General features: G+C 72.2%; 19 protein-coding genes and 2 pseudogenes. 10 read left to right on the top strand and 11 right to left on the bottom strand.

The genetic code is table 11. The features are described 5' to 3' along the window. Positions 1–73: 73 nt before the first annotated feature. From BS75_RS30915 to BS75_RS30900, 4 genes are all read right to left on the bottom strand, one after another. On the bottom strand, positions 74–274 hold the full coding sequence (locus BS75_RS30915) for a thiazolylpeptide-type bacteriocin (protein WP_034090610.1): 201 nt from the start codon (positions 272–274) through the stop codon (positions 74–76). A gap of 100 nt (positions 275–374) precedes the next feature. Then, positions 375–560, bottom strand: a complete 186-nt coding sequence (locus BS75_RS30910; RefSeq protein ID WP_034090609.1) for a thiazolylpeptide-type bacteriocin — start codon at positions 558–560, stop codon at positions 375–377. Between the two features lie 62 nt (positions 561–622). Next, the gene (locus BS75_RS30905) at positions 623–808 is read right to left on the bottom strand and encodes a thiazolylpeptide-type bacteriocin (RefSeq protein ID WP_034090608.1); all 186 of its coding nucleotides are present in this window, start codon (positions 806–808) and stop codon (positions 623–625) included. A 255-nt stretch (positions 809–1,063) separates the two neighbouring features. Further along, the gene (locus tag BS75_RS30900) at positions 1,064–2,113 is read right to left on the bottom strand and encodes a DUF2804 domain-containing protein (protein ID WP_034090607.1); all 1,050 of its coding nucleotides are present in this window, start codon (positions 2,111–2,113) and stop codon (positions 1,064–1,066) included. 272 nt (positions 2,114–2,385) lie between these two features. On the opposite strand from BS75_RS30900, the gene BS75_RS50740 reads away from it, so the two are divergent. Then, on the top strand, positions 2,386–3,498 hold the full coding sequence (locus BS75_RS50740) for an RIO1 family regulatory kinase/ATPase domain-containing protein (protein WP_034090606.1): 1,113 nt from the start codon (positions 2,386–2,388) through the stop codon (positions 3,496–3,498). A gap of 61 nt (positions 3,499–3,559) precedes the next feature. Here the strand turns inward: BS75_RS50740 and BS75_RS49545 are convergent, their stop codons facing one another. Beyond that, positions 3,560–5,149 (bottom strand): carbohydrate binding domain-containing protein, encoded by a 1,590-nt coding sequence (locus BS75_RS49545; protein ID WP_081982737.1) that lies wholly within the window; start codon positions 5,147–5,149, stop codon positions 3,560–3,562. A 412-nt stretch (positions 5,150–5,561) separates the two neighbouring features. Here BS75_RS49545 and BS75_RS30885 point away from each other — a divergent pair, with 412 nt between their 5' ends. Both BS75_RS30885 and BS75_RS30880 read left to right on the top strand, forming a co-directional pair. Continuing rightward, positions 5,562–6,116, top strand: a complete 555-nt coding sequence (locus BS75_RS30885; protein WP_042439946.1) for a YceI family protein — start codon at positions 5,562–5,564, stop codon at positions 6,114–6,116. A 48-nt stretch (positions 6,117–6,164) separates the two neighbouring features. Then, the gene (locus BS75_RS30880; RefSeq protein WP_034090605.1) at positions 6,165–6,716 is read left to right on the top strand and encodes a GNAT family N-acetyltransferase; all 552 of its coding nucleotides are present in this window, start codon (positions 6,165–6,167) and stop codon (positions 6,714–6,716) included. A 27-nt stretch (positions 6,717–6,743) separates the two neighbouring features. On the opposite strand, the gene fxlM is transcribed toward BS75_RS30880, so the two are convergent. Next, a complete protein-coding gene (gene fxlM / locus BS75_RS30875) occupies positions 6,744–7,982 on the bottom strand; it encodes a methyltransferase, FxLD system (RefSeq protein ID WP_034090604.1) in 1,239 nt (412 codons plus the stop codon). A gap of 163 nt (positions 7,983–8,145) precedes the next feature. Between fxlM and BS75_RS30870 the strand changes: the two genes are divergently transcribed. The 4 genes from BS75_RS30870 to BS75_RS48655 all read left to right on the top strand — a co-directional run bounded on the left by BS75_RS30870 (position 8,146) and on the right by BS75_RS48655 (position 13,532). Beyond that, the gene (locus BS75_RS30870; protein WP_042439947.1) at positions 8,146–9,282 is read left to right on the top strand and encodes an ABC transporter ATP-binding protein; all 1,137 of its coding nucleotides are present in this window, start codon (positions 8,146–8,148) and stop codon (positions 9,280–9,282) included. Positions 9,283–9,286: 4 nt separating this feature from the next. Next, positions 9,287–10,159, top strand: a complete 873-nt coding sequence (locus tag BS75_RS30865) for an ABC transporter permease (protein WP_081982735.1) — start codon at positions 9,287–9,289, stop codon at positions 10,157–10,159. Between the two features lie 84 nt (positions 10,160–10,243). Further along, on the top strand, positions 10,244–11,056 hold the full coding sequence (locus BS75_RS30860) for an ABC transporter permease (RefSeq protein WP_042439954.1): 813 nt from the start codon (positions 10,244–10,246) through the stop codon (positions 11,054–11,056). Positions 11,057–11,573: 517 nt separating this feature from the next. After that, complete coding sequence (locus BS75_RS48655; RefSeq protein ID WP_052069811.1) at positions 11,574–13,532, top strand: hypothetical protein; 1,959 nt, start codon at positions 11,574–11,576, stop codon at positions 13,530–13,532. Between the two features lie 139 nt (positions 13,533–13,671). Here the strand turns inward: BS75_RS48655 and BS75_RS47065 are convergent, their stop codons facing one another. Both BS75_RS47065 and BS75_RS52320 read right to left on the bottom strand, forming a co-directional pair. After that, complete coding sequence (locus tag BS75_RS47065; RefSeq protein WP_052069810.1) at positions 13,672–13,887, bottom strand: NUDIX hydrolase; 216 nt, start codon at positions 13,885–13,887, stop codon at positions 13,672–13,674. Between the two features lie 38 nt (positions 13,888–13,925). After that, a pseudogene (locus tag BS75_RS52320) lies at positions 13,926–14,648 on the bottom strand (NUDIX hydrolase); the annotation flags it as partial. Positions 14,649–14,935: 287 nt separating this feature from the next. Here BS75_RS52320 and BS75_RS30845 point away from each other — a divergent pair. From BS75_RS30845 to BS75_RS30835, 3 genes are all read left to right on the top strand, one after another. Next, positions 14,936–15,343 (top strand): hypothetical protein, encoded by a 408-nt coding sequence (locus tag BS75_RS30845; RefSeq protein ID WP_034090603.1) that lies wholly within the window; start codon positions 14,936–14,938, stop codon positions 15,341–15,343. A 188-nt stretch (positions 15,344–15,531) separates the two neighbouring features. Further along, positions 15,532–16,398, top strand: a complete 867-nt coding sequence (locus BS75_RS30840; protein ID WP_042439948.1) for an SAM-dependent methyltransferase — start codon at positions 15,532–15,534, stop codon at positions 16,396–16,398. A 105-nt stretch (positions 16,399–16,503) separates the two neighbouring features. Next, the gene (locus BS75_RS30835; protein ID WP_034090602.1) at positions 16,504–16,872 is read left to right on the top strand and encodes an arsenate reductase family protein; all 369 of its coding nucleotides are present in this window, start codon (positions 16,504–16,506) and stop codon (positions 16,870–16,872) included. Between the two features lie 6 nt (positions 16,873–16,878). Here BS75_RS30835 and BS75_RS30830 read toward each other — a convergent pair whose 3' ends face one another. From BS75_RS30830 to BS75_RS30820, 3 genes and pseudogenes are all read right to left on the bottom strand, one after another. Beyond that, positions 16,879–17,190, bottom strand: coding sequence for an L-rhamnose mutarotase (locus BS75_RS30830; protein ID WP_034090601.1), 312 nt, complete (start codon positions 17,188–17,190; stop codon positions 16,879–16,881). Between the two features lie 62 nt (positions 17,191–17,252). Then, positions 17,253–18,618, bottom strand: a pseudogene (locus BS75_RS43545) (enolase C-terminal domain-like protein). A 273-nt stretch (positions 18,619–18,891) separates the two neighbouring features. Beyond that, the gene (locus BS75_RS30820) at positions 18,892–19,365 is read right to left on the bottom strand and encodes a MarR family winged helix-turn-helix transcriptional regulator (RefSeq protein WP_034090600.1); all 474 of its coding nucleotides are present in this window, start codon (positions 19,363–19,365) and stop codon (positions 18,892–18,894) included. Positions 19,366–19,419: the final 54 nt, after the last annotated feature.

Here is a 19,419-nt window from a genome sequence, read left to right as displayed (position 1 = left end):
GCTCGAAGTGGCTTGTGCGGCACCGGTCGCGGGCCGCACGCGAATGCGTGGGGTCCGCGACCGGCGAGGGCGCCTACTGCTGGTTGCGGTCGAACGTCACTTCACGCTCGGGGACGGCGTACACGCTGCAGGACGAGGAGGCCTGGCAGGACGAGGCACCGGCGGAAGCGGCGTTCTCGGGGAGCGCGACGGTGTCGCGCATCGAGGTGACGGCCAGGTCGCTGAGGTCCAGGTCCTGCAGGTCGAAACCGGTGTTCGCGGTGCTGTCGGACATTGTCTTCTCCCTTGCCAATGAGGGGATACGAGCCGAGATGCGCCGTGATTCCAGGAGGTGCTGGGAGACCTACCTGCCGCCCGCCGGGTGCGGGCGCAGGTCACAGGTCGACGGGGCCCGGGGTCGGCGTCGGCGAAGCGCAGGACGAGGACCCCTGGCAGGAGCAGCCGCCCCAGGAGGCGCCGTTCTCGGGCAGCGCGACGGTGTCGCGCATCGAAGTGACCGTCAGGTCGCCGAGATCCAGCTCCTGCAGGTCGAAACCCGTGTTCGCGGTGCTGTCGGACATTGCCATCTCCCTTGTCGGTGCGGACATGATCCGAGCTGTGCCGTGATCGCCGGGGACCGCCCTCACTGCAGGGTGGTCACGACCTGCGGGTGCGGCATCGTACACGACGAGGACGATTCGCAGGAGCAGCTCTGGGTGGAGGCGCCGTTCTCGGGGAGCGCGACGGTGTCGCGCATCGAGGTGACCGTCAGGTCACCGAGATCCAGCTCCTGCAGGTCGAACCCCACGTTCGCGGTGCTGTCGGACATTGCCTTCTCCCTTGCCAGTAGGGACGGGTGCCGAGGTGCATCTTGCGTGGTGCAGGACGGCTGCGGAACCTCCACATGCGCTGATCGGTCCCGAAGCCTCTTTGAATCCGGAACAGAACTACCGTTGCAGGGCTGGTACTTCCCCGATTGTCCACGGACCATTCGTTGCCGGAGTGTGTCGTAGGCAACAACATCCTTAATGCACACGGGACTTGACTGGCATTCAGTGGACGGCGGCGGACCTGCCGAGCCTGCTCACCAGCGCATGCGGACGGCCTCCGCCCAGCCGAGCAGCCGGTCGACCGCGACCGGGCGCCCGTCGTCGGTGCGGACGGTGCCGGACCAGTGACCGAAGCACTGGTCGGTGCGGTTGGCGAGCAGGCCCGCCCCGGTGTGGCTGCGGCGGTCGTGGAACGGGGTGAAGAGCAGGTCCACCTGGTCGGACTGGGTCGTGCAGAGCCGCCACGGGGCGAGCAGGTCGGTGGGGTCGTAGTCCCACGCCAACTCCTCCCCGATCTTGTGCAGTCGTCCGTCCACGCACAGGGCGTTCTCGGTCGCACCGGTGCCGACCGTCCAGGCTCCGCCGAACTGGAGTCCGACCACGCTCCCGTCGGTGCGCCCGGAGGCGGCGCCCCAGTTCCAGGACACCGTGCGCGGCCAGCGGCCCCGACCGTGGTCCAGCGTGCCCCAGGCGTCCTCGCCGAAGCGGAACTCCTCGTCGCCCAGCCGCACCCGCCCCTCGGCCGGACGCGCGGTGTGCTTCGAGGTGTACTGGAAGTGCCGGTCGTCCCAGGGCACCACCACGCTCAGCGTCTCGTGCTGCTCCGGCATCCGGACCAGGAGGTCCACGGTCAGCGGAACCCGGTCGTGGGTCAGCGCGCGGGCCCGGAGCCGGGTCCCGCCGACCTCGTGGGCGATCTCCACCCGCACCTGACCCCGCGTCGGGCGCTCGGGGCCCACGACGACGCCGGTTCCGGGCGCCGCTCCGGCGATCGTGTCCGGCAGTGCCACCCCGCGCGCCGGCGGTACCAGCGCACCGCACTCCAGCTCGCGCGGCTCGGCGCCGCCGAACTCCAGGAAGTGCACGGTGTTGACGGCCAGGAAGTCCAGGTCGCTGACGGTCAGCGCGACCAGGTGGGTCGGACTGGTCACGCACCAGTACTCCCAGCGCTTGTTCCGCCCCCAGCCGCGCAGATTGGCCCGGTGCAGCGGCTGCCGGGACCAGCCGACGGCGGCGAGGTTCAGCCGGCCACCGGACAGGCAGAGGTCGACCGGGGCAGTGATCTCGTGCTCGTGCGTGACCATCGCCCCAACGTATCCGGCCGCCGCGCCGGGGTGGCGAAATAAATAGGTTGCACCGTTCCCGACGACGGATAACATGTTGTCGTTCCTGCAACACCGGGCACTCACAGCCCGGTCGTGACGAGTGAGTTGAAGGGGGTGCGCCCTGATGGTTGCCGCGATGACGCGGCGCGCTGCTGCATGCGCGCCATACGCCCTTTCTCGTCACCTGCCTACCGGCTGACTCGGCGCGCCTGACGCGCCCTCCGGTGGGCTCACCACAGGAGATCATCACAGTGCGCGAGCGCTTTGCCGACACCGAGTCTTTTTCCCGGATCCGTTCCAAGAGCAGCAAGCAACGTAGCCAGCACCACAAAGAGGCCGCCTACGGGCAGGCTTTCGACGAGTACGCGGCCCGCTTCGAGCCGCAGTACGAGGATGCCTACGCCGAGTACGGCGACGGCGTCGAGTACGACGAGGACGCCGAGTACGACGTCCAGAACGACAGCGAGTACAGCCCTGAGTACAACCCCGAGTACGACGGCGAGTACGACTACGCCGAGGACGGCGACCCGGACTCGTTCGCGGAGGGCTACGAGTACGCCGGAGCCTCCTCCGACGGGCCGCCCGTCGGCGACCGCTGGTCCACCTGGGACCAGTCGACCCCGACCGAGAAGGGGCCGGAACCCCGCCCCGACTGGGTGGTGACCGAACTGGCCGCCGTCGACAGCGAGCTGGGCATCGTGAAGACCGGCAAGGAGGCCGACGTCTTCCTGCTGGAGCGCGCCGTGCCCGGCACCGGCCGGCGGACGCTGATGGCCGCCAAGCGCTACCGCGACGGACAGCACCGGATGTTCCACCGCGACTCCGGCTATCTGGAGGGCCGGTCCCACAAGGAGTCCCGGGTCAGCCGGGCCATGGCCAAGCGCTCCAGCTTCGGCAAGGAGGCCATCGCCGGGCAGTGGGCCGGCGCCGAGTTCGCGGCGCTCTCCCGGCTCTGGGCCGCAGGCATGGCCGTGCCCTACCCGGTGCAGATCCTCGGCACCGAGATCCTGATGGAGTTCATCGGCGACGAGTCGGGCAAGGCCGCGCCCCGACTGGCGCAGCTGCGTTCCGAGGAGATCGACCTGGAGGACCTCTGGCAGCAGCTCGGGCACAACCTCTCGCTGCTGGCCCGCGACGGCTACGCCCACGGCGACCTGTCCGCCTACAACATCCTGGTGCACGAGGGCCGGATGGTGATCATCGACGTTCCGCAGATCGTCGACATCGTCGCCAATCCGCGCGGTCGCTCGTTCCTGGAGCGCGATGTGCGCAACGTCGGCGCCTGGTTCGTCTCCCGGGGGCTGGCCGAGGAGCGCGTCGAGGAACTGGCACGGGAACTCGCCTATGACGCCCGGCTCGACTGAGGTCCCGGCGGGAGCGGTGACGGCGGCGGTGCGGCGCAGAGCGCGGCACCGCCGCCGTGGTTCAGCTGTCGGGCGTGATCGGGACGGTGCTGACGCCGGATCCGGCGCCGGTGACCGCGTTGGAGCTGTAGACGATGTTGGGCACGCTCGCGCAGGCGGTCTGGTCGGTGATGTCGAAGCCGTAGCCCGGCGCCCCGGTCATGTTCAGGGTGTTGTCGGCGAAGGAGTTGCCGCAGCCGTCCCCGGGCCAGAGCTGCTCCACCAGGAATCCCTGCTGGTAGGCGTCGGCGCCGGTGTTGCCGGTCACCGTGTAGTCGTTGCCCTTGACGTCGACCCAGGCCACGGCCGAGTTGGCGCCGGCCTCCCCGGCGGAGTCGAAGGAGTTGCCCTCGACGGTGCCGCCGACCGTGCCCTCCTTGATGTCGATGTTCTCGGCCGCGATGTTCGGGCCGAGGGTGTTGCCGCTGATCACGTCGTCGTCGGAGGCGTCCGGCAGGCCGCCGCTGTACTGGCCCCAGTTGCTGTTGGCCGAGCCGACGTAGATCCCCTCGCCGTAGCCGGCGTCGTACTTGCCGGTGTCGTGGACGTCGTTGTTCTCGACGGTGTCGTCACTGCTGAACGACCGCAGGTGGATGCCCTCGTCACCGATGTTGTAGACGCTCAGGCCGTTGACGGTGTCGTGGTCGGCGCCGTCCAGCACCACCCCCTTCTGGAAGGTGGTGACGCTGAAGCCCTGGAGGTTCCAGTAGTCGGCCTCCAGGTGGATGCCGTAGGCGCTGTCGACCCCGGTCCCGGTGATCACCGCCCCGGCCGGACCCTCCAGGGTGATCGGCGCAGCCGCCGTCCCTCCGGTGAGCAGCGTGAACTCGCCGTTGTAGACACCCGCCGCGAGCTGGATGGTCTCGCCCGGCACCACCTTGTTCAGCGCCTGGTAGAGCTGGCTCGCGTTCGACACCTGGACGGTCGTCCCACCGGACCCACTGGTCGGGCCGGCGCCGGCGCTGGCACTCGGCGACGCGCTGGCACTGGCGCTCGGCGAGGCGCTGGCGCTCGGCGACGCGCTCGCGGACGCGCTCGCGGACGCGCTCGCGGACGCGCTCGGCGACGCGCCGGCGCTCGGGCTGCCGGAGGCGCCCGCGCCGGACGCGCCGACCAGGTCCAGGTCGTCCGCACCGTAGCCGCCCTCGCCGTACCACCCGTGGACGTAGACGGTGACGCTGGTGGTGGACGCACCCGTGGTGAACCCGGTGGACAGCTGCTGCCAGCCGGTCGCCGACGGCGTCCAAGTGCTGGCCGCCGTCGTCCCCGCGCCGGTCACGCCCAGGTAGACGTAGTCCCCGGTGACCCAGCCGGACAGGGTGTAGGCGGTGTTCGGCTGGACGCTGAGGGTCTGGGCGCACTGGGCGTCGTCGGTGGCCGTGGCCGTCCCGGCCAGCGCGTGGCTGCCGGAGTGGACGGGGGCGGTGACGACGCTCGCGGTTCCGGCGTCACAGGTCCAGCCGGTGAGGTCACCGGTCTCGAAGCCGGGGTTGCCGAGCAGGTTCACCGTCGCGGCCGAGGCCCCGCCGGTCAGGGACAGGGCGCCGGTGGCGGCGGCGCCCAGGACGAGTGCGGCGGTCCATGCGGGCGCGCGCATGCTCTTACGTGCCATGGCTGATCCTCCCGGGGCCCGGCGGCAGTGGGGGCATCCGGGCCCGACTCTGTGGGGGTGGAGGCGGCACGGCCGTCGGCCGCGCCGGGCACGGTCGCGACTCGCCACGGTGGCTGTGCGCGGCCGCAGTGCCCGGTCGCGGCCGGTGTTGCCGATCAAGCATTGGACTAGACCACAAGGCATGTCAACCCCTGGCGACCCCCTGTCCCGCACCACCGCACCGGCCACCCCGGACGGATGCGACAGAAGCCACGAAGTCCGCCACCCGCTCGTCCGCATACGGATTCTGTCGGGCCGTCATACCCTGCAGTCGAAGCCGTGCATACGACCGCAAAGGGCACCGGCGCCAACCGGATCCATTCATTCAGAAAATGTGACGACAGGTCATTTTCGGGAAAGGCTTTCCATCACGATGTCAGACACCGACAGCAGCAGCACCCAGCAGGCTCCCGTCGAACCGCCGGTCAGCCCCGGTCGCTGGGTGCTGGACCCCGCCCGCTCCACCGTCTCGATCGGGACCCCGACGTTCTGGGGGCTACTCAACGTGAAGGGCGTCTTCAGCCGGGTCAGCGGTGAGGGCGAGGTGCGCGCCGACGGCAGCGCGCACGGCACCCTGACCATCGACGCCGCCTCCGTCGACACCAAGCAGGGCAAGCGCGACACCCACCTCCGGTCCAAGGACTTCTTCGACGTCGAGAAGCACCCCACCCTCGGCTTCGCCGCCTCCGAGGTCACCGCCGGCGCCGGCGGTACCGCCACCGTCAGCGGCGAACTGACGGTCCGGGGCACCAGCAAGCCCTACACCTTCACCGCCCGCACCTCGGAGGTCTCGGCCGACGCGGTCACCCTGACGGCAGAACTCGTGATCGCCCGCGCCGACTTCGGCATCACCTGGAACCAGGCCGGCATGATCAAGCCGGACACCGCCGTCGCCATCACCGCCCGCTTCACCCGAGTGGCGGACTGACCCGGGCGCCGGACCCGGCCGGGGCGCGCCCGGTGGAAGGATGGCGGGGTGTTCGAGTTCCTGCCGGTCACCGCCGGGCGCAGCGCCGACCTGGAGCGCTTCTCGCAGCGCCACGGCACGTTCCGCTACTGCTCCTGCATGCGCTGGCGGTTGACCAGCGCCGAGTTCCGGGCCTCGACCAAGGAGTCCCGGGCCGAGGGGCTCGCCGCACTGGTCCGCGCCGGAGCGCCGGTCGGGGTCCTCGCCCACGACGACGGCGAGCCGGTCGGCTGGTGCTCGATCGCGCCCCGTACCGGCTATCCGGCGCTGGAGCGCTCGCGGGTCCTCGCCCGTGTCGACGACGCGGTCGTCTGGTCCGTCGTCTGCTTCTTCGTCGACAGCGCCGTCCGCCGCCGGGGGCTGTCGCTCGGGCTGCTCCGCGCGGCCGTCGGCTACGCGGCCGAGGCCGGGGCCGGGATCGTCGAGGGCTACCCGGTCGAACCCGGCCCCCGCTCCTACACCTGGATGGGCTCCCCCGCGACGTTCCTGGCCGCCGGCTTCCAGGACGTCACCCCACCGGGCCGCCGCCGCACCGTGATGCGCTGCACCGTCCGCAGGTAGCCGCAGTCGACCGGCACGCCGGTGCGCTCACCGCCGGGCGGGCCAGGTGACCGCGATCCTGCTGTGCCGCCGCTCGACCACCGGCCCCGGCGGAAGCCGGTCGTCCGGCGTGGACGCGGGGTAGACCTCGAAGCGCGGGCGGTCGTGCCGGTGGCCTTGGTCCCAGGCCCGGATCTGCTCGGCCACCCGGTGCGCCAGCGCCGCCGCGTCCGGCCCGTGGCCGCAGGCGCCCAGGCGGAACTCCCCACGGTCAGGACCGGTCCGGCGCAGGGTCCGGTAGGCGAGGCCGTCGTCGGTGAGCAGCGCCGGCGCGCCGCCCGGCGAGGCGGTCAGGACGATCCGGCGGGCTGCGGGCGTGGCCGCGAGCAGTGCGAACCCGGGCAGGGTGTCGGCCAGCCACAGGTCGAGCCGGTCCAGTTCCTCGAAGCCGTCGACCGTCAGCGGAGTCGCCACCTCCACCCTCGGCTGTGCCAGTGCCGCCCGCAGCGGCCCGACCGCGATCGTCCGCGCCCCGTCGCCGTCCAGCCGCAGCGTGATCTCCGCCCCGTGGGTGTCGTCCAGCACGACGTTCCGCACCCGGCTCTCGCCCGCGCCCTGCATCGGCACGAAGCCGCACAGCTGGTAGTCGCGGCCGACGAAGCGGTCCCGCTCGCGTTCGAGGGCGAGCGACCGGGTCGTGCCGTGGACCCGGAGCGGCAGGACGATCCGTCCGCCCTCGGCCAGCTGCTCCGTCCACGCCGGAGGGAGGTCGGCCGACTCCACGGTGACCAGGATGCAGTCGTAGGGGGCGTGCAGCACCTCCCCGAGCGCGCCGTCCGCCTGGACCACCCGCACCTGCGGGTAGCCGGTCTCCGCCAGCAGCCGGCGGGCCCGGTCGGTGACGTCGCGGTCGATGTCGACGGTGGTGACCTCCCCGTCCGCGCCGACCAGCTCGGCGAGCAGCGCGGCGTTGCAACCGCCGGAGCCGATCTCCAGCACCCGCGTCCCGGGGCGGACACCGGCCTGCTCCAGCATGATCGCCTGCATCCGCGCGGCCGACACGGTGCTGGTCACCTTGCCGTTCGCAGCCCGCTTGACGACCTGCGCGTCCTCGGACCGGTACGCCTGGGCGGCCGACACCTCGGGCACGAACAGGTGCCGGGGCACGGCCCGGAACGCCGCCGCCACCTGGGGCGTGCGGATGGCTTCCACCGCCAGCAGCTGACGCACCATCCGTTCGCGCAGCTCGTCGGTGTAGCCGAAGTCGGCGTCGGACTGCCGGCCCATGGTGGTCCTTCCGGGAGGCTGCGCCCGTCCGCTGACGGGCAGTCCATCGTCCCCCGCCGACCCCGCCGCGTGAACGACCCCGGCCCGGGGTGGCGCGGCTCCGCGTCCCAGCCTGCGAAACTGGGTCGCCCCGGGGGTGCGGCTGCGGGAGCATGCCCGCGTGATGGTGACTCAGCGGGACAGTGGCAGCGCCGCGACCGGCGGGATCGTGGCGCAAGGACTGACGATGACGTTCCGCACCACGGTGCGCAGCCCCGGGCTGCGCGGTGCGCTGCGGGCGCTGGTGGCGCCCGAGCGCTCGTCGAAGACCGCCGTCCGGGACGTCTCCTTCTCGGTCGCGCCCGGTGAACTGCTGGCCCTGCTGGGGCCGAACGGAGCCGGGAAGTCGACCACCATCAAGATGCTGACCGGCATCCTGGTACCCACCTCCGGCGAGGCGCTGGTGGCCGGGGTCGTGCCCTACCGGGAGCGCGAACGCAACGCCCGGAACATCGGCGCGGTCTTCGGCCAGCGCTCCCAGCTGTGGTGGGACCTGCCGGCCCGGGAGTCCTTCGCGATCCTGCGCGACATCTTCGGCGTCCCGGCCGACGAGCACCGGTCCCGGCTGAAGGAGTTCGACGAGCTGCTGGAGCTCTCCGAGTTCTGGGACACCCGGGTGCGGCACCTCTCGCTGGGCCAGCGGGTGCGCTGCGACCTCGCTGCGGCGCTGCTCCACGACCCCGCGATCGTCTTCCTGGACGAGCCGACCATCGGCATGGACGTCGTGGTCAAGGAGCAGGTCCGGGGATTCCTCCGGCACCAGGTGGAACAGCGCGGCCGGGCCGTGCTGCTGACCACGCACGACATGACCGAGGTCGAGCGCCTCGCCGAGCGCTGTGTGCTGATCAACCACGGCCGGATCGTCCTCGACGGCCGGCTGGAGGAGCTGCGGGAGCGCTTCGGCGGCAGCTGGCAGATCCACGCGACCGTCGCCGGCGCCGAGCTGGACGCCGACCTCGACCCGCAGGGCGGGCTCCGGGCGGACCCCGCCGGGCTGCCCGGCATCCGGCTGCTGTCCCGCGAGGGCGACCGCGCCGTCTTCGGACCCGCCGGGACGACACCGCCGACCGTCCCCGAGGCGCTGCGCCGGCTGGTGTCGCGCTACCACATATCGGACCTGACGATCAGCGAGAGCGACCTGGAGGACGTGATGCGCGCCGCCTACCTGGGCGAGGAAGCCGAGGCGGGAGCAGGAACCGGGGCAGGGGCAGGGGCCATGGCCGAGCAGACTGCCGCACCCGCCGCCGAAGCGGCGCGGTGAACGGATGGCCGCCGACGCACTCCCACCCGCCACCGCCCCGGCCCGGGGCGCACTCGCCCGCAGCGCGCTGGCCTCGGTCGGCCGCTCCTGGCACACCGCGCGGATCACCGCCCTCGGCGAGGTCCTCTCCCCGCCCCGGATGACCGCAACGGCGTTCCGGCTGCTGGTGCAGGTCTTCCTGGTCACCTGCCTGTGGCGGGGCCTGTATGCGCACGACCCCGGCAGCACCGCCGGGCTCGACCGGGACCAGGCCGTCAGCTACGCCGTCCTGGCCGTGCTCGCCACCCGGATCCGGGGGCTGGACCGCTACGCCGGACGGGACACCGTCTTCCAGCACCTCTACTACGGCACCATCGTGTTCTGGTTCCTCCGGCCGCTCCCGCCGCGCCGCTACTACGCCCTGCGCGCCCTCGGCGACCAGCTCTACGGCTGCGTCTGGGTGCTGGCCGGCGGGCTGGTCTGCCTGGCCACCGGCGTGCTGATGGCGCCGGTGTCGGGGACGGCACTGCTCGCGGCCACGGTCTCGCTGCTGCTGGGACAGGTCGTGCTCTACCAGCTCACGCTGCTCACCGACCTGCTCTGCTTCTGGACCATGCAGAACAGCAGCACCCTGCAGATCATCCGGTTCGCCCAGAACCTGCTCTCCGGCGCCTACGCCCCGCTCTGGTACTTCCCCGGCTGGTTCGTCACCCTCAGCTCGTTCATGCCGTTCCAGTCCACCCTCAACACCCCGCTGTCCCTCTACATCGGACGCATCCCGGCCTCCGGCGCGCCCGCCCAGCTGGCGCTCCAGGCATGCTGGATCGTCGGTCTCGCCTTCCTCACCCGACTGCTGTGGCACCGCGCCGCGCAACGTGTCTCGGCCCAGGGAGGCTGACCCGTGACCGACTCCCCGCTGCCGACCGACACCCGCCCGCCACTGCCCGGCCCCGCGCGGCCGACGGCTCCGCCCCGGACCGCCCTGCGCCGGTACACCGACGCCTGGCGGGTCGGGCTCCGGATCACCGCGCTCAACTTCCGGGCGCAGCTGGAGTACCGGGGCGAGTTCCTGCTCCAGGTCTGCGTCGGCATCGTCTGGCAGATGTCCGTCATCGTCTTCGCCACCGTGCTGCTGTCGCGGTTCTCCGGGATGGGCGGCTGGAGCAGCCCGGACATCCTGCTCGGCGTCGCCGTCCGGATGCTCAGCAACGGGCTCTCCGTGCTGATCTGCGGCAATGTCGGACAGGTCGTCAACCTGGCCCAGGCCGGACGGATCGACGGCTTCCTGTTGCGCCCGATGCCGGTCTACCGGCAGGTGCTGCTCTCCCGGTTCCCGGTGAACGCGCTGGGCGACGTCACCGTCGGCATCGCCCTGTTCGTCGGCGCGCTGGAGCGCTCCACCCTGGACTGGACCCCGGGGCGGTCCGCGTACCTGGTCGCCACCGTGATCGGGGCCACCCTGGTCACCTGCGCGATCTTCACCGCCATCTCGGCCGCCGGACTGCACTACCCGTCGACCACCTACTGGGACTCCTGGGTCGACGAGCTCACCTCGACCTTCGGCAGCTACCCGCTCAGCATCATGCCGAGGCTGGCGAGCGGTGCGCTGACCTTCGTGCTACCGCTCGCCTTCATCGCGTACCTGCCGATCGGCGTGCTGACCGGCCACTCCTCCTCGCTCGGGGTGCCGGTCGCGCTCGCCGCCGCCGCTCCGGCCGTCGGCCTGGCGGCGTTCGTCGCCGCGCGGCTGCTCTGGAACGCCTCGCTGCGCCGCTACAAGGGCGTCAACGGCTGAGCCGGGCTGCGGCCCCGGCCGAGCCGAGCTGGGCCGAGCTGGGCCGATCGGCGGCATGGTACCCCCGCCGGACGGGTGAGGATCGGCAGATCCACCCGTACGGCCGCTCACGGGTCGGGCGCGACCGGCCGGGACCGCCGACGTCCGGGCCGGGCCGGGTCGGGTCGCGCCGGCGGACCGGGCGGACAGCGGCCCGGGCGAGGGAGGTCCCCACGTGCCGCTATCCTCATCCACGCGGGGCAAGGGAACGTTTGTATCCGTCAGTGGTGCCGTGCTGTCGGCACGTGACGGAGCCGGGCGGGGCGGGCCGGGTAGCGGCGGGACAGGTGCGGACGGGCTTGGGCGCGGGCGGTACGGACGAGCAGGGTACGTGCATGGCGTCATCGCACACCCGTATCGTGGGCGTTCATCCTGTGCCGGGCAGTCCGTCAGGACGGACCCGTCCGACAGCAGGTCCCTTGCCGCGCTGCCTCCAGCCCCGACGCTGCAGTCCTTCCTGCCACGAATCGGACTTCATATGACCACGATCCACCCCTCCAGCACCGATGACACCTCCCCGACGAGCACGACCACCGACCCGGCCCAGACCACGGTCCCGGCACCGGCCTCGCCCGCCGACCCGACCGACGCGGCCGGCGCCGGCCTCCGCGAGGACCTGCTCGCCTACGCCTCGGCCGGCGGCTTCAGCCTGACTGCCGACACCCACGCCTGGTACGCCGCCGCCGACACCATCGCCGGACCCGAGGAGGCCCGCGCCGCCTCGACCGTCCTCGCCGAGCTGCGCAGCCGCGACCTCCCCGCCACCAGCGCCGACGCGGACCGGCTGCTCGCCGCGACCACGCTCGGCAAGCCGACCACCGTGGTCGCCGTCGCCGAGTCGGTCGCGCTGCTGCTCCGGGTCAAGGCGACGCTGTCCACGCTGGTCCCCGAGGTCTACGCCTCCGCCGACCTGGACGCCCTCGCCGCCGCCACCGCTGACGCCTCGTGGCGCAAGGAGCAGGGGGTGAAGCTGTCCTGGGGACGTCGTTTCACCCTGACCCGGGCGGCCCGGCGACTCGCCGTCACACCCCGGATCGGCCGGGGCGAGCTGCACGCCGCGCTCAGGTCGGCCTCGCTGGAGCGCACCGAGTGGGCCGCGCTCTCCCCCGCCAACGCCCTGCCGGCCCTGCCGGCGGTCGCCGCCGACGCCGAGCTGCTCGACGGCACGGCGCAGGCGGTCGTCGCCATCGGCACCGGCCTGCGCGAGCTGAGCGTGGCCCTTCCGGGCTGCGATGCGACCACGCTGACCTTCGAGCAGCTGGCCGAGCTGGTGGACCGCCTCACCGCCGACGAGGGCACGCTCTTCCGCCTGCCCACGCTGCGGGCGCTGCGCGACAGCATCGAGGCACGCGGATACGGCAGTCTGCTCAAGGAGTTGACGGTCGGCCAGGCCGACAGCGACGCGGTGAACACCGCCGTCGACGCGCTCTTCCGGGCCGAGCCGGCGACGCAGCCGGAGGCCGAGCCCGAGGCAGAGGCCACGGCCGAGGTGGACACCGAAGCTGACGCCGAGGTCCAGGCCCAGCCCGAGAAGCCCGCCGAGCCGGAGGAGCGGACCGAGTTCGTCCCGGCCCCGAGGGACGGCGGCAGCAGCACGCCGCCTGCGGCGCCCGTGGCAGCGACGGTCGAGGCCGAGGCCATCGAGGTCGAGGCCGAGGTGGAAGCCGAGGCAGAGGCGGAAGCCGTCGAGGCCGAGGTCGAGGCTGAGGCGGAAGCCGTCGAGGCCGAGGCGCTGGTCGAAGCAGAGGCAGAGGTCGAAGCAGAGGTCGAGGTCGAGGCAGAGGTCGAGGTCGAGGCAGAGGTCGAGGTCGAGGCAGAGGTCGAGGTCGAGGCCGCCGACGAAGAGGCCGCCGAGTCCGAGCCGGTCGCCGAGATCGCCATCGGCGAGATCGCCGTCGACGAGGAGGCCACGGCCGCCGCCGAGCCTGAGGTCGAGGTCGTGGTCGCCGAGGTCGAGGTCGTCGAGGCCGAGGTCGTCGAGGCCGCAGTCGAGCCCGAGGTCGAGCCGGAGTCGGCTGCCGAGCCCGAGGTCGAGCCTGCCGCCGAGCCTGTGGCGGAGATTGAGCCCGCAGCCGAGGCCGTGACGGAGGAGAAGCCCGTCACCGAGCCCGAGCCCGAAGCCGTCGCCGAGCCGGTCGCCGAGGCCGTCGCCGCCGCCCCCGCCGAGGCCACCGCTCCCGTCGAGGTCGCCGCCCCCGCGCCGGCCGAGACCGCCGCCACCGAGGTCCCCGGCAAGCCGGACTTCACGCCCGGACGCCCCGTCAGCGCCTACTCCGCCGAGGAGCTGGTCGCGGTCGTGCGCTGGCTCGACGGCGACGGCACCGAGCGCTCCGCCGAGGAACTGCTCCGCGCGGCGATGAAGGAGTTCGGCTTCAGCCGGCTCGGCCCGCGCATCAAGGAGGCCCTGGGCGCCGCGATCGACCAGGTTCGCGGCTGATACGCCCGGCGGCCGCTGGAGGCCGGCTGACGAGGTAGCAGCAGATCGGAGGCCGTCCCCGCCCTCAGCGGCGGGGACGGCCTCCGTCGTCCCACCCCACCGGACTGCGCTCACCGTGACCGGCCGGTGAGCCGCACCGTCAGACCGGCAGTCCCCGTACCAGCTCCAGTCCGCGCGCACCCGCGGCCACCGCGTCCAGGCAGGCTGCGAGCCGGTCGACCAGCGGATCCAGCAGCAGGCCGCGGGACTCCTCGACGGTGACCATCCGCCACGCGTCCAGCTCGCCCGGCGGCAGCCGGACGGCGTCCAGCTCGGCCGCGGTGACCGGGCCGCCGTCGTAGACGAAGGCGACCATCGCCGGGCGGTCGGCCGGGGGCTCCAGTCGGTGGCGAGCAAGCTGCCCAACGGCCGTTCGAAGCCCAGCTCCTCGCGGAGTTCGCGCTGCGCGGCCGCACGCGGGGTCTCCCCGGTGTCGCTGTCGATCCCACCGCCGGGCAGCAGCCAGCGGCCGTCCTGACGGTAGGTCGGACGGACGATCAACGCGCGTCCCCGCCCGTCGTGGAGCAGGACGTTGGCACTGGTCAGCGCCTTGGGACGCATCGCCAGATGGGCGCCCCGCCCGATCGTGCCCGACTCCTCCAGCCGGATCCGCTCCTCGGCCGGGAGGCCGGCCGGTGAACCGGGCTGCGGGCGGCCGTCGTCCAGGTACGCGATCGACCCGGCCGCCATCGCCTCCAGCGCCCCGCGCACCCGGCGGCCCAGGCGCTCCGGGAGCCGACGGACCGCCTCCGCCGGCGGCAGGAAGGACGCCGAGCTCAGTTCCCCGTCGGCGAACCGGATGTCCGCGACCTGGGCCGCCGTGAGCGGCCCGACGGCGTGGACGTGCGCGACCAGCGCCCGGCCGTGGACGGCGGCCGGGGTGGTGTCGACCGCCAGCAGTCGGCCGACCTCCAGGTTCAGGCCCAGCTCCTCGACCAGTTCCCGGGCCAGTCCCTGCCGTGGACTCTCCTGGTCGAGCACCAGGCCGCCGGGGAGGTCCAGCCCCGGCTTGTAGCTGGGCTCGACCACCAGGATCCTGCCCTCCGCGTCGGTGACCAGCGCCGTGCCGCAGACCATCGGCGCGGGAACCTGCGCGTAGTAGGCCCTGGCGTCGGCCCCGGTCTGCGCTGTCTCCTCGTCCATGGCGAGCGGCCGTCCCTCTTCCCGGTGTCCGCACCATTCGAAGCGGCGCGGAGCCCTTCGCCATGATCCCAGACAGCGCCGGCAGCCGCTCCGGAAAATCGGCACATGCCGGGACGGGCGAATCACTGCTGGAACGGTTCCGGTCCGGGCACACTGACCGGTAGACCGCACCCGAACCGGTCTCCGACGGCAATGAACGACAGCGAGCCGAGGTCCGCGCGATGAGCAACAACCTTCCAGCTCCTACGACCGACGGGGGCCTGTCGCCCGTCCCGACCGAGGCCGTGCTCTTCGCGCCGCCTCGGCTGGTCGAGGCGCTGCAGCGGGATCTGGCCCAGGCCGCTGCGGCGGCCCGCTCGATGCCGCCGCGAAGACGGCCGCGCGCGGACGTGAAACTCGACGCCTACACGGTGGCGGTGATCACCGCCGACAATCCCGCCGAGGCGTTCCGGGAGGCTGCCCGGTGGTGGGAGAACGCGCCGGGGGCCGAGATCCACGCCACCTCCTGGGCCCGCGTCCCCGGCCCGGTCGAGGGCGAGTGGGAGGTGCGGCTGACGCTCCAGGTGTCCTTCACCGACGAGGACGGCGAACACACCGGCGACACCCACCACAGCAGCCGCCCCCGCTGACCCCGTCGCTGCCGGGCCGTCCACCAGCCGCTTCCACTGCCGGCGTGACGCCACGCTCCCTAGCACGGACTCCCTTCCGATGTGCCAGGTCCGCGTCAATTGGCCTGTTTCTCCACAGCCTGCGGCGCCGCCGCCTACCCTGAACCTGGGACGCTAGCGAACATCTGTGCAGCTAGGGGGAGTTGACGATGTCTGCCGAGGAATACCCGCTGGGGAGACTGGGATCGGTCACCGAAGGCGACCACCCGCCCACGCAGATAGACATCAGCGTGGCGCACCCGGCCAGGATGTACGACTACTACTTGCACGGGAAGGACAACTTCCCGGCCGACCGCGAGGCGGCCGAGAAGATCATCGCCCTGGCGCCCGAGGTGCGTGAGTTCGCCCGCGCCAACCGGGCCTTCCTGGGACGGGCCGTGCGGCTGCTCGCCGAGCAGGGCGTCGACCAGTTCCTGGACATCGGCACCGGCATTCCCACCGCCGACAACACCCACCAGGTCGCCCAGCGGGCCGATCCCGCCGCCCGGGTCGTCTACGTCGACAACGACCCGATCGTGCTGGCCCACGCCCGGGCCCTGATGTCGGGCAGCGACCAGGGCGCCACCAGCGTCATCCAGGCGGACCTGCGCGACCCGGCCGGGATCCTCGGCCACCCCGACGTCCGCGCCACGCTCGACTTCAACCGCCCGGTCGGCCTGATCCTGGCCGCCGTCCTGCACTTCGTCGCCGAGGACGAGGACCCGGACGGGATCCTCAAGCAGCTGACCGGCGTCCTGCCGCCCGGCAGCCACCTGGTGCTCTCGCACGCCACGACCGACACGGCGCCCGACGGCGACCCGAGGCTGGTCGCGGAGGCCAACGCCGAGGCGAGCCGGGTCTACCGGAGCCGCTCCGCCTCGGCCCTGACCTTCCGTTCCGGTCCGCGCATCCGCGAACTGCTCACCGGGTTCGACCTGCTGGAGCCCGGGCTGGTCCCGGTCCACGCCTGGCGCAACGAGAGCGACCTGCGGGTCGACGGCGTCGGCATCTACGCCGCCGTGGGCCGCAAGCTCTGACCGGACGGCCGAACCGGCCGGATCTGGCCTCAGGCCACCCGCGCCGGGCCCGGAGGCCGGGTGAGCCACAGGCCCGGCACCGGCCCGGTTGCGTAGGCTGGACGGATGGAGATCTGGATCAATCCGCGCTGCGGCAAGTGCCGCACCGCCGTCGGAGCCCTCGACGCGTCCGGCGCCGAATACACCGTGCGCCGCTACCTGGAGGACCCGCCCACGCCTGCCGAGTTGGAGGCGGTGCTGGGACGACTGGCGCTGGAGCCCTGGGACATCGCCCGGCTGGACGAGCCGGTCGCCAAGGAGCTCGGCCTGAAGGACCGGCAGAGCTGGCCCCAGGAGCCGGCGGCGCGGACGAAGTGGATCGCCGCGCTGGCGGAGCACCCGATCCTGATCCAGCGCCCCATCATCACCGCCGACGACGGCCACGCCGTCGTCGCCCGCACCCCCGAGGCCCTGCGCTCGGTCCTCCCCGGCTAGGTGCGGTCAGAGCTGCCAGACGACGGGCAGGGTCGCGTCCGCGCCGCCGGCGGAGTAGTCGTGGACGACCTCCAGCAGGTCGGCCATCCGGGTCTGCCAGGCGGCGTTGACCGGGAGCTCCTCCAGGGCGGCGATCATCGCCGGGTAGTCCTCGACCTCCAGCAGGTGGAAGAGGTCGGTGCCGCTGCGCCAGATCGTCCACTCGGTGGCGCCGGCCGCCCGGATCGCGGCGGTCAGCTCGGCCGGGACCTCGCGGTGGGCGGCCTCGTAGGCGTCGATCCGGTCGGCGCGGACCCGGGTGTGCAGGGCGACTCTCATATCGGCTCCTCTGTTTCCCTACCGGCGTGCCGGGGTGACTGCGTATCAGGGGGAGCCGGCGGTCAGGCCGCCGGCTCCGGGACCGGGGGGAGCACCTGGGCGGCTGCTCCGGCTGCGAGGTCGGCGGCCCAGAACTCGCCGTCGGGGTAGGTGTAACGGGCGACGGACTCCGGCCGCATCCGGGCCGAGAACCCCGGCGCCGACGGCGCCCGGTAGTGACCCGCTCCACCACCACCGGATCCGTGAAGTGCTCGTGCAGATGGTCCACGTACTCCACCACCCGGTCCTCCGTCGTCCCCGACACCGCCAGGAAATCGAACATCGCCAGATGCTGCACCAACTCGCACAACCCCACACCCCCGCATGCGGACACACCGGCACCCCGAACCGCGCCGCCAGCAACAGCACCGCCAGATTCTCGTTCACCCCACCCACCCGCGCCGCATCCAACTGCAGCACATCCACCGCCCCCGCCTGCAACAACTGCTTGAACACGATCCGATTCTGCACATGCTCACCCGTCGCCACCCGCACCGGCGCCACCGCCGCCCGAATCGCCGCATGCCCCAACACATCGTCCGGACTCGTCGGCTCCTCCACCCAGTACGGATCGAACCGCGCCAACGCCCCCACCCACCCCACCGCCTCCGCCACACCCCACCGCTGGTTCGCATCCACCGCCACCCGCACACCCGGACCCACCGCCGCCCGCGCCACCCCCAACCGCCGCACATCGTCCGCCAGATCAGCCCCCACCTTCAACTTGATCTGCGTGAACCCCGCCGCCACCGCCTCCCGCGCCAACCGCGCCAACTTCTCGTCGCTGTACCCCAACCACCCCGGCGACGTCGTGTACCCCGGATACCCCCGCTCCAACAACACCCCCTCACGCACCCCCCGACCCGCCCGCACCCCCCGCAACAACCCCAACGCCTGCTCCGGACTCAACGCATCACCGATATAACGGAAATCCACCTGCGACACCAACCACTCCGGCTCCGCATCCGCCAGAAACCGCCACAACGGCTTCCCCGCCCGACGCGACGCCAGATCCCACACCGCATTCACCACCGCACCGATCGCCATATGCATCACCCCCTTCTCCGGCCCCAGCCACCGCAACTGACTGTCCCCCACCAAGTCACGGCTCAACGACCCCGGATCCGCACACAACTCCCCCACCGAACGCCCCACCACGAACGATCGCAACGCCTCCACCGCCGCCACCTGCACATCGTTCCCACGCCCGATCGTGAACGCGAACCCGTACCCCTCCAACCCGTCCCCCGCGTCCGTCCGCAGCACCACATACGCCGCCGAATAATCCGGATCAGGATTCATCGCATCCGAACCGTCCAACTCACGCGACGTCGGAAAACGAACATCGAACGTGTCCATGGCGATGATCCGAGCAGCGGTTCCGGGCATTGCGGGGCCCCCTCAGGTGCACGCGAGGGACCGAGCACGGCGCGTGGGACCGGAACGGCCCACGGAACGCCGGCAAGATCCATTGAAAGATCGGATGAATAGGCCGACGCAGGGGACTGTATGCGGCGGGCCTCATCCTTGGCAAGCAAGACATCCGATGTATGACAGAGTTCCGGCCATCACTGGCTCAGGATCAGGGCCAGCTCCGCACAATGGGGTCGCCGAAGGTCGGACCACTGAGCGGGGCCGCCGAGCCGCCGGAGCGGCCAGGGCTCAGCGAGTGGTGGCGGTGGCGCTGGCGTCCGCCCCGGCCAGGGCCCGTACCAGCGGCAGCAGCTCCGGATCGCCGGAGGCCGCGTCCAGCGCCTCGCGCAGGGCGCGCTGATTGGTGGGCCTGGCGGCTTCCAGCAGCTCGCGGCCGGAGTCCGTGACCTCGGTGTAGATCCCGCGCCGGTCGGTCTGACAGAGGTAGCGGGTCAGCAGGCCCCGGTCCTCCATCCGGGAGACCAGCCGGGTGGTGGCGCTCTTGCTGAGCACGACCGCGTCGGCGACCTGGGCCATCCGCAGGTGTCCGCCCTCCCCGGCGTACTGCCGGCTCAGCACGTCCAGCAGCGAGTACTCCCGCACGCTGAGACCGTGCTCGGCGAGCAAAGCCTGCTCGATGTGCATCTCGATCCGCCCGTGCAGCACGGAGAGCGAGCACCAGCCCTGGGCCAGCGCAGTGAGCTCCGCATCCGTCGCCGTCATCGTCGCCCTCACCGTCCGTTCGCCTCGCGTGCCCCCAGAGTACCCCTCGTTGCG

The organism is Streptacidiphilus albus JL83 (genome assembly GCF_000744705.1).
In the GTDB taxonomy this organism is placed as follows: domain Bacteria; phylum Actinomycetota; class Actinomycetes; order Streptomycetales; family Streptomycetaceae; genus Streptacidiphilus; species Streptacidiphilus albus.
This window is presented reverse-complemented; position numbering and strand designations above follow the sequence as displayed.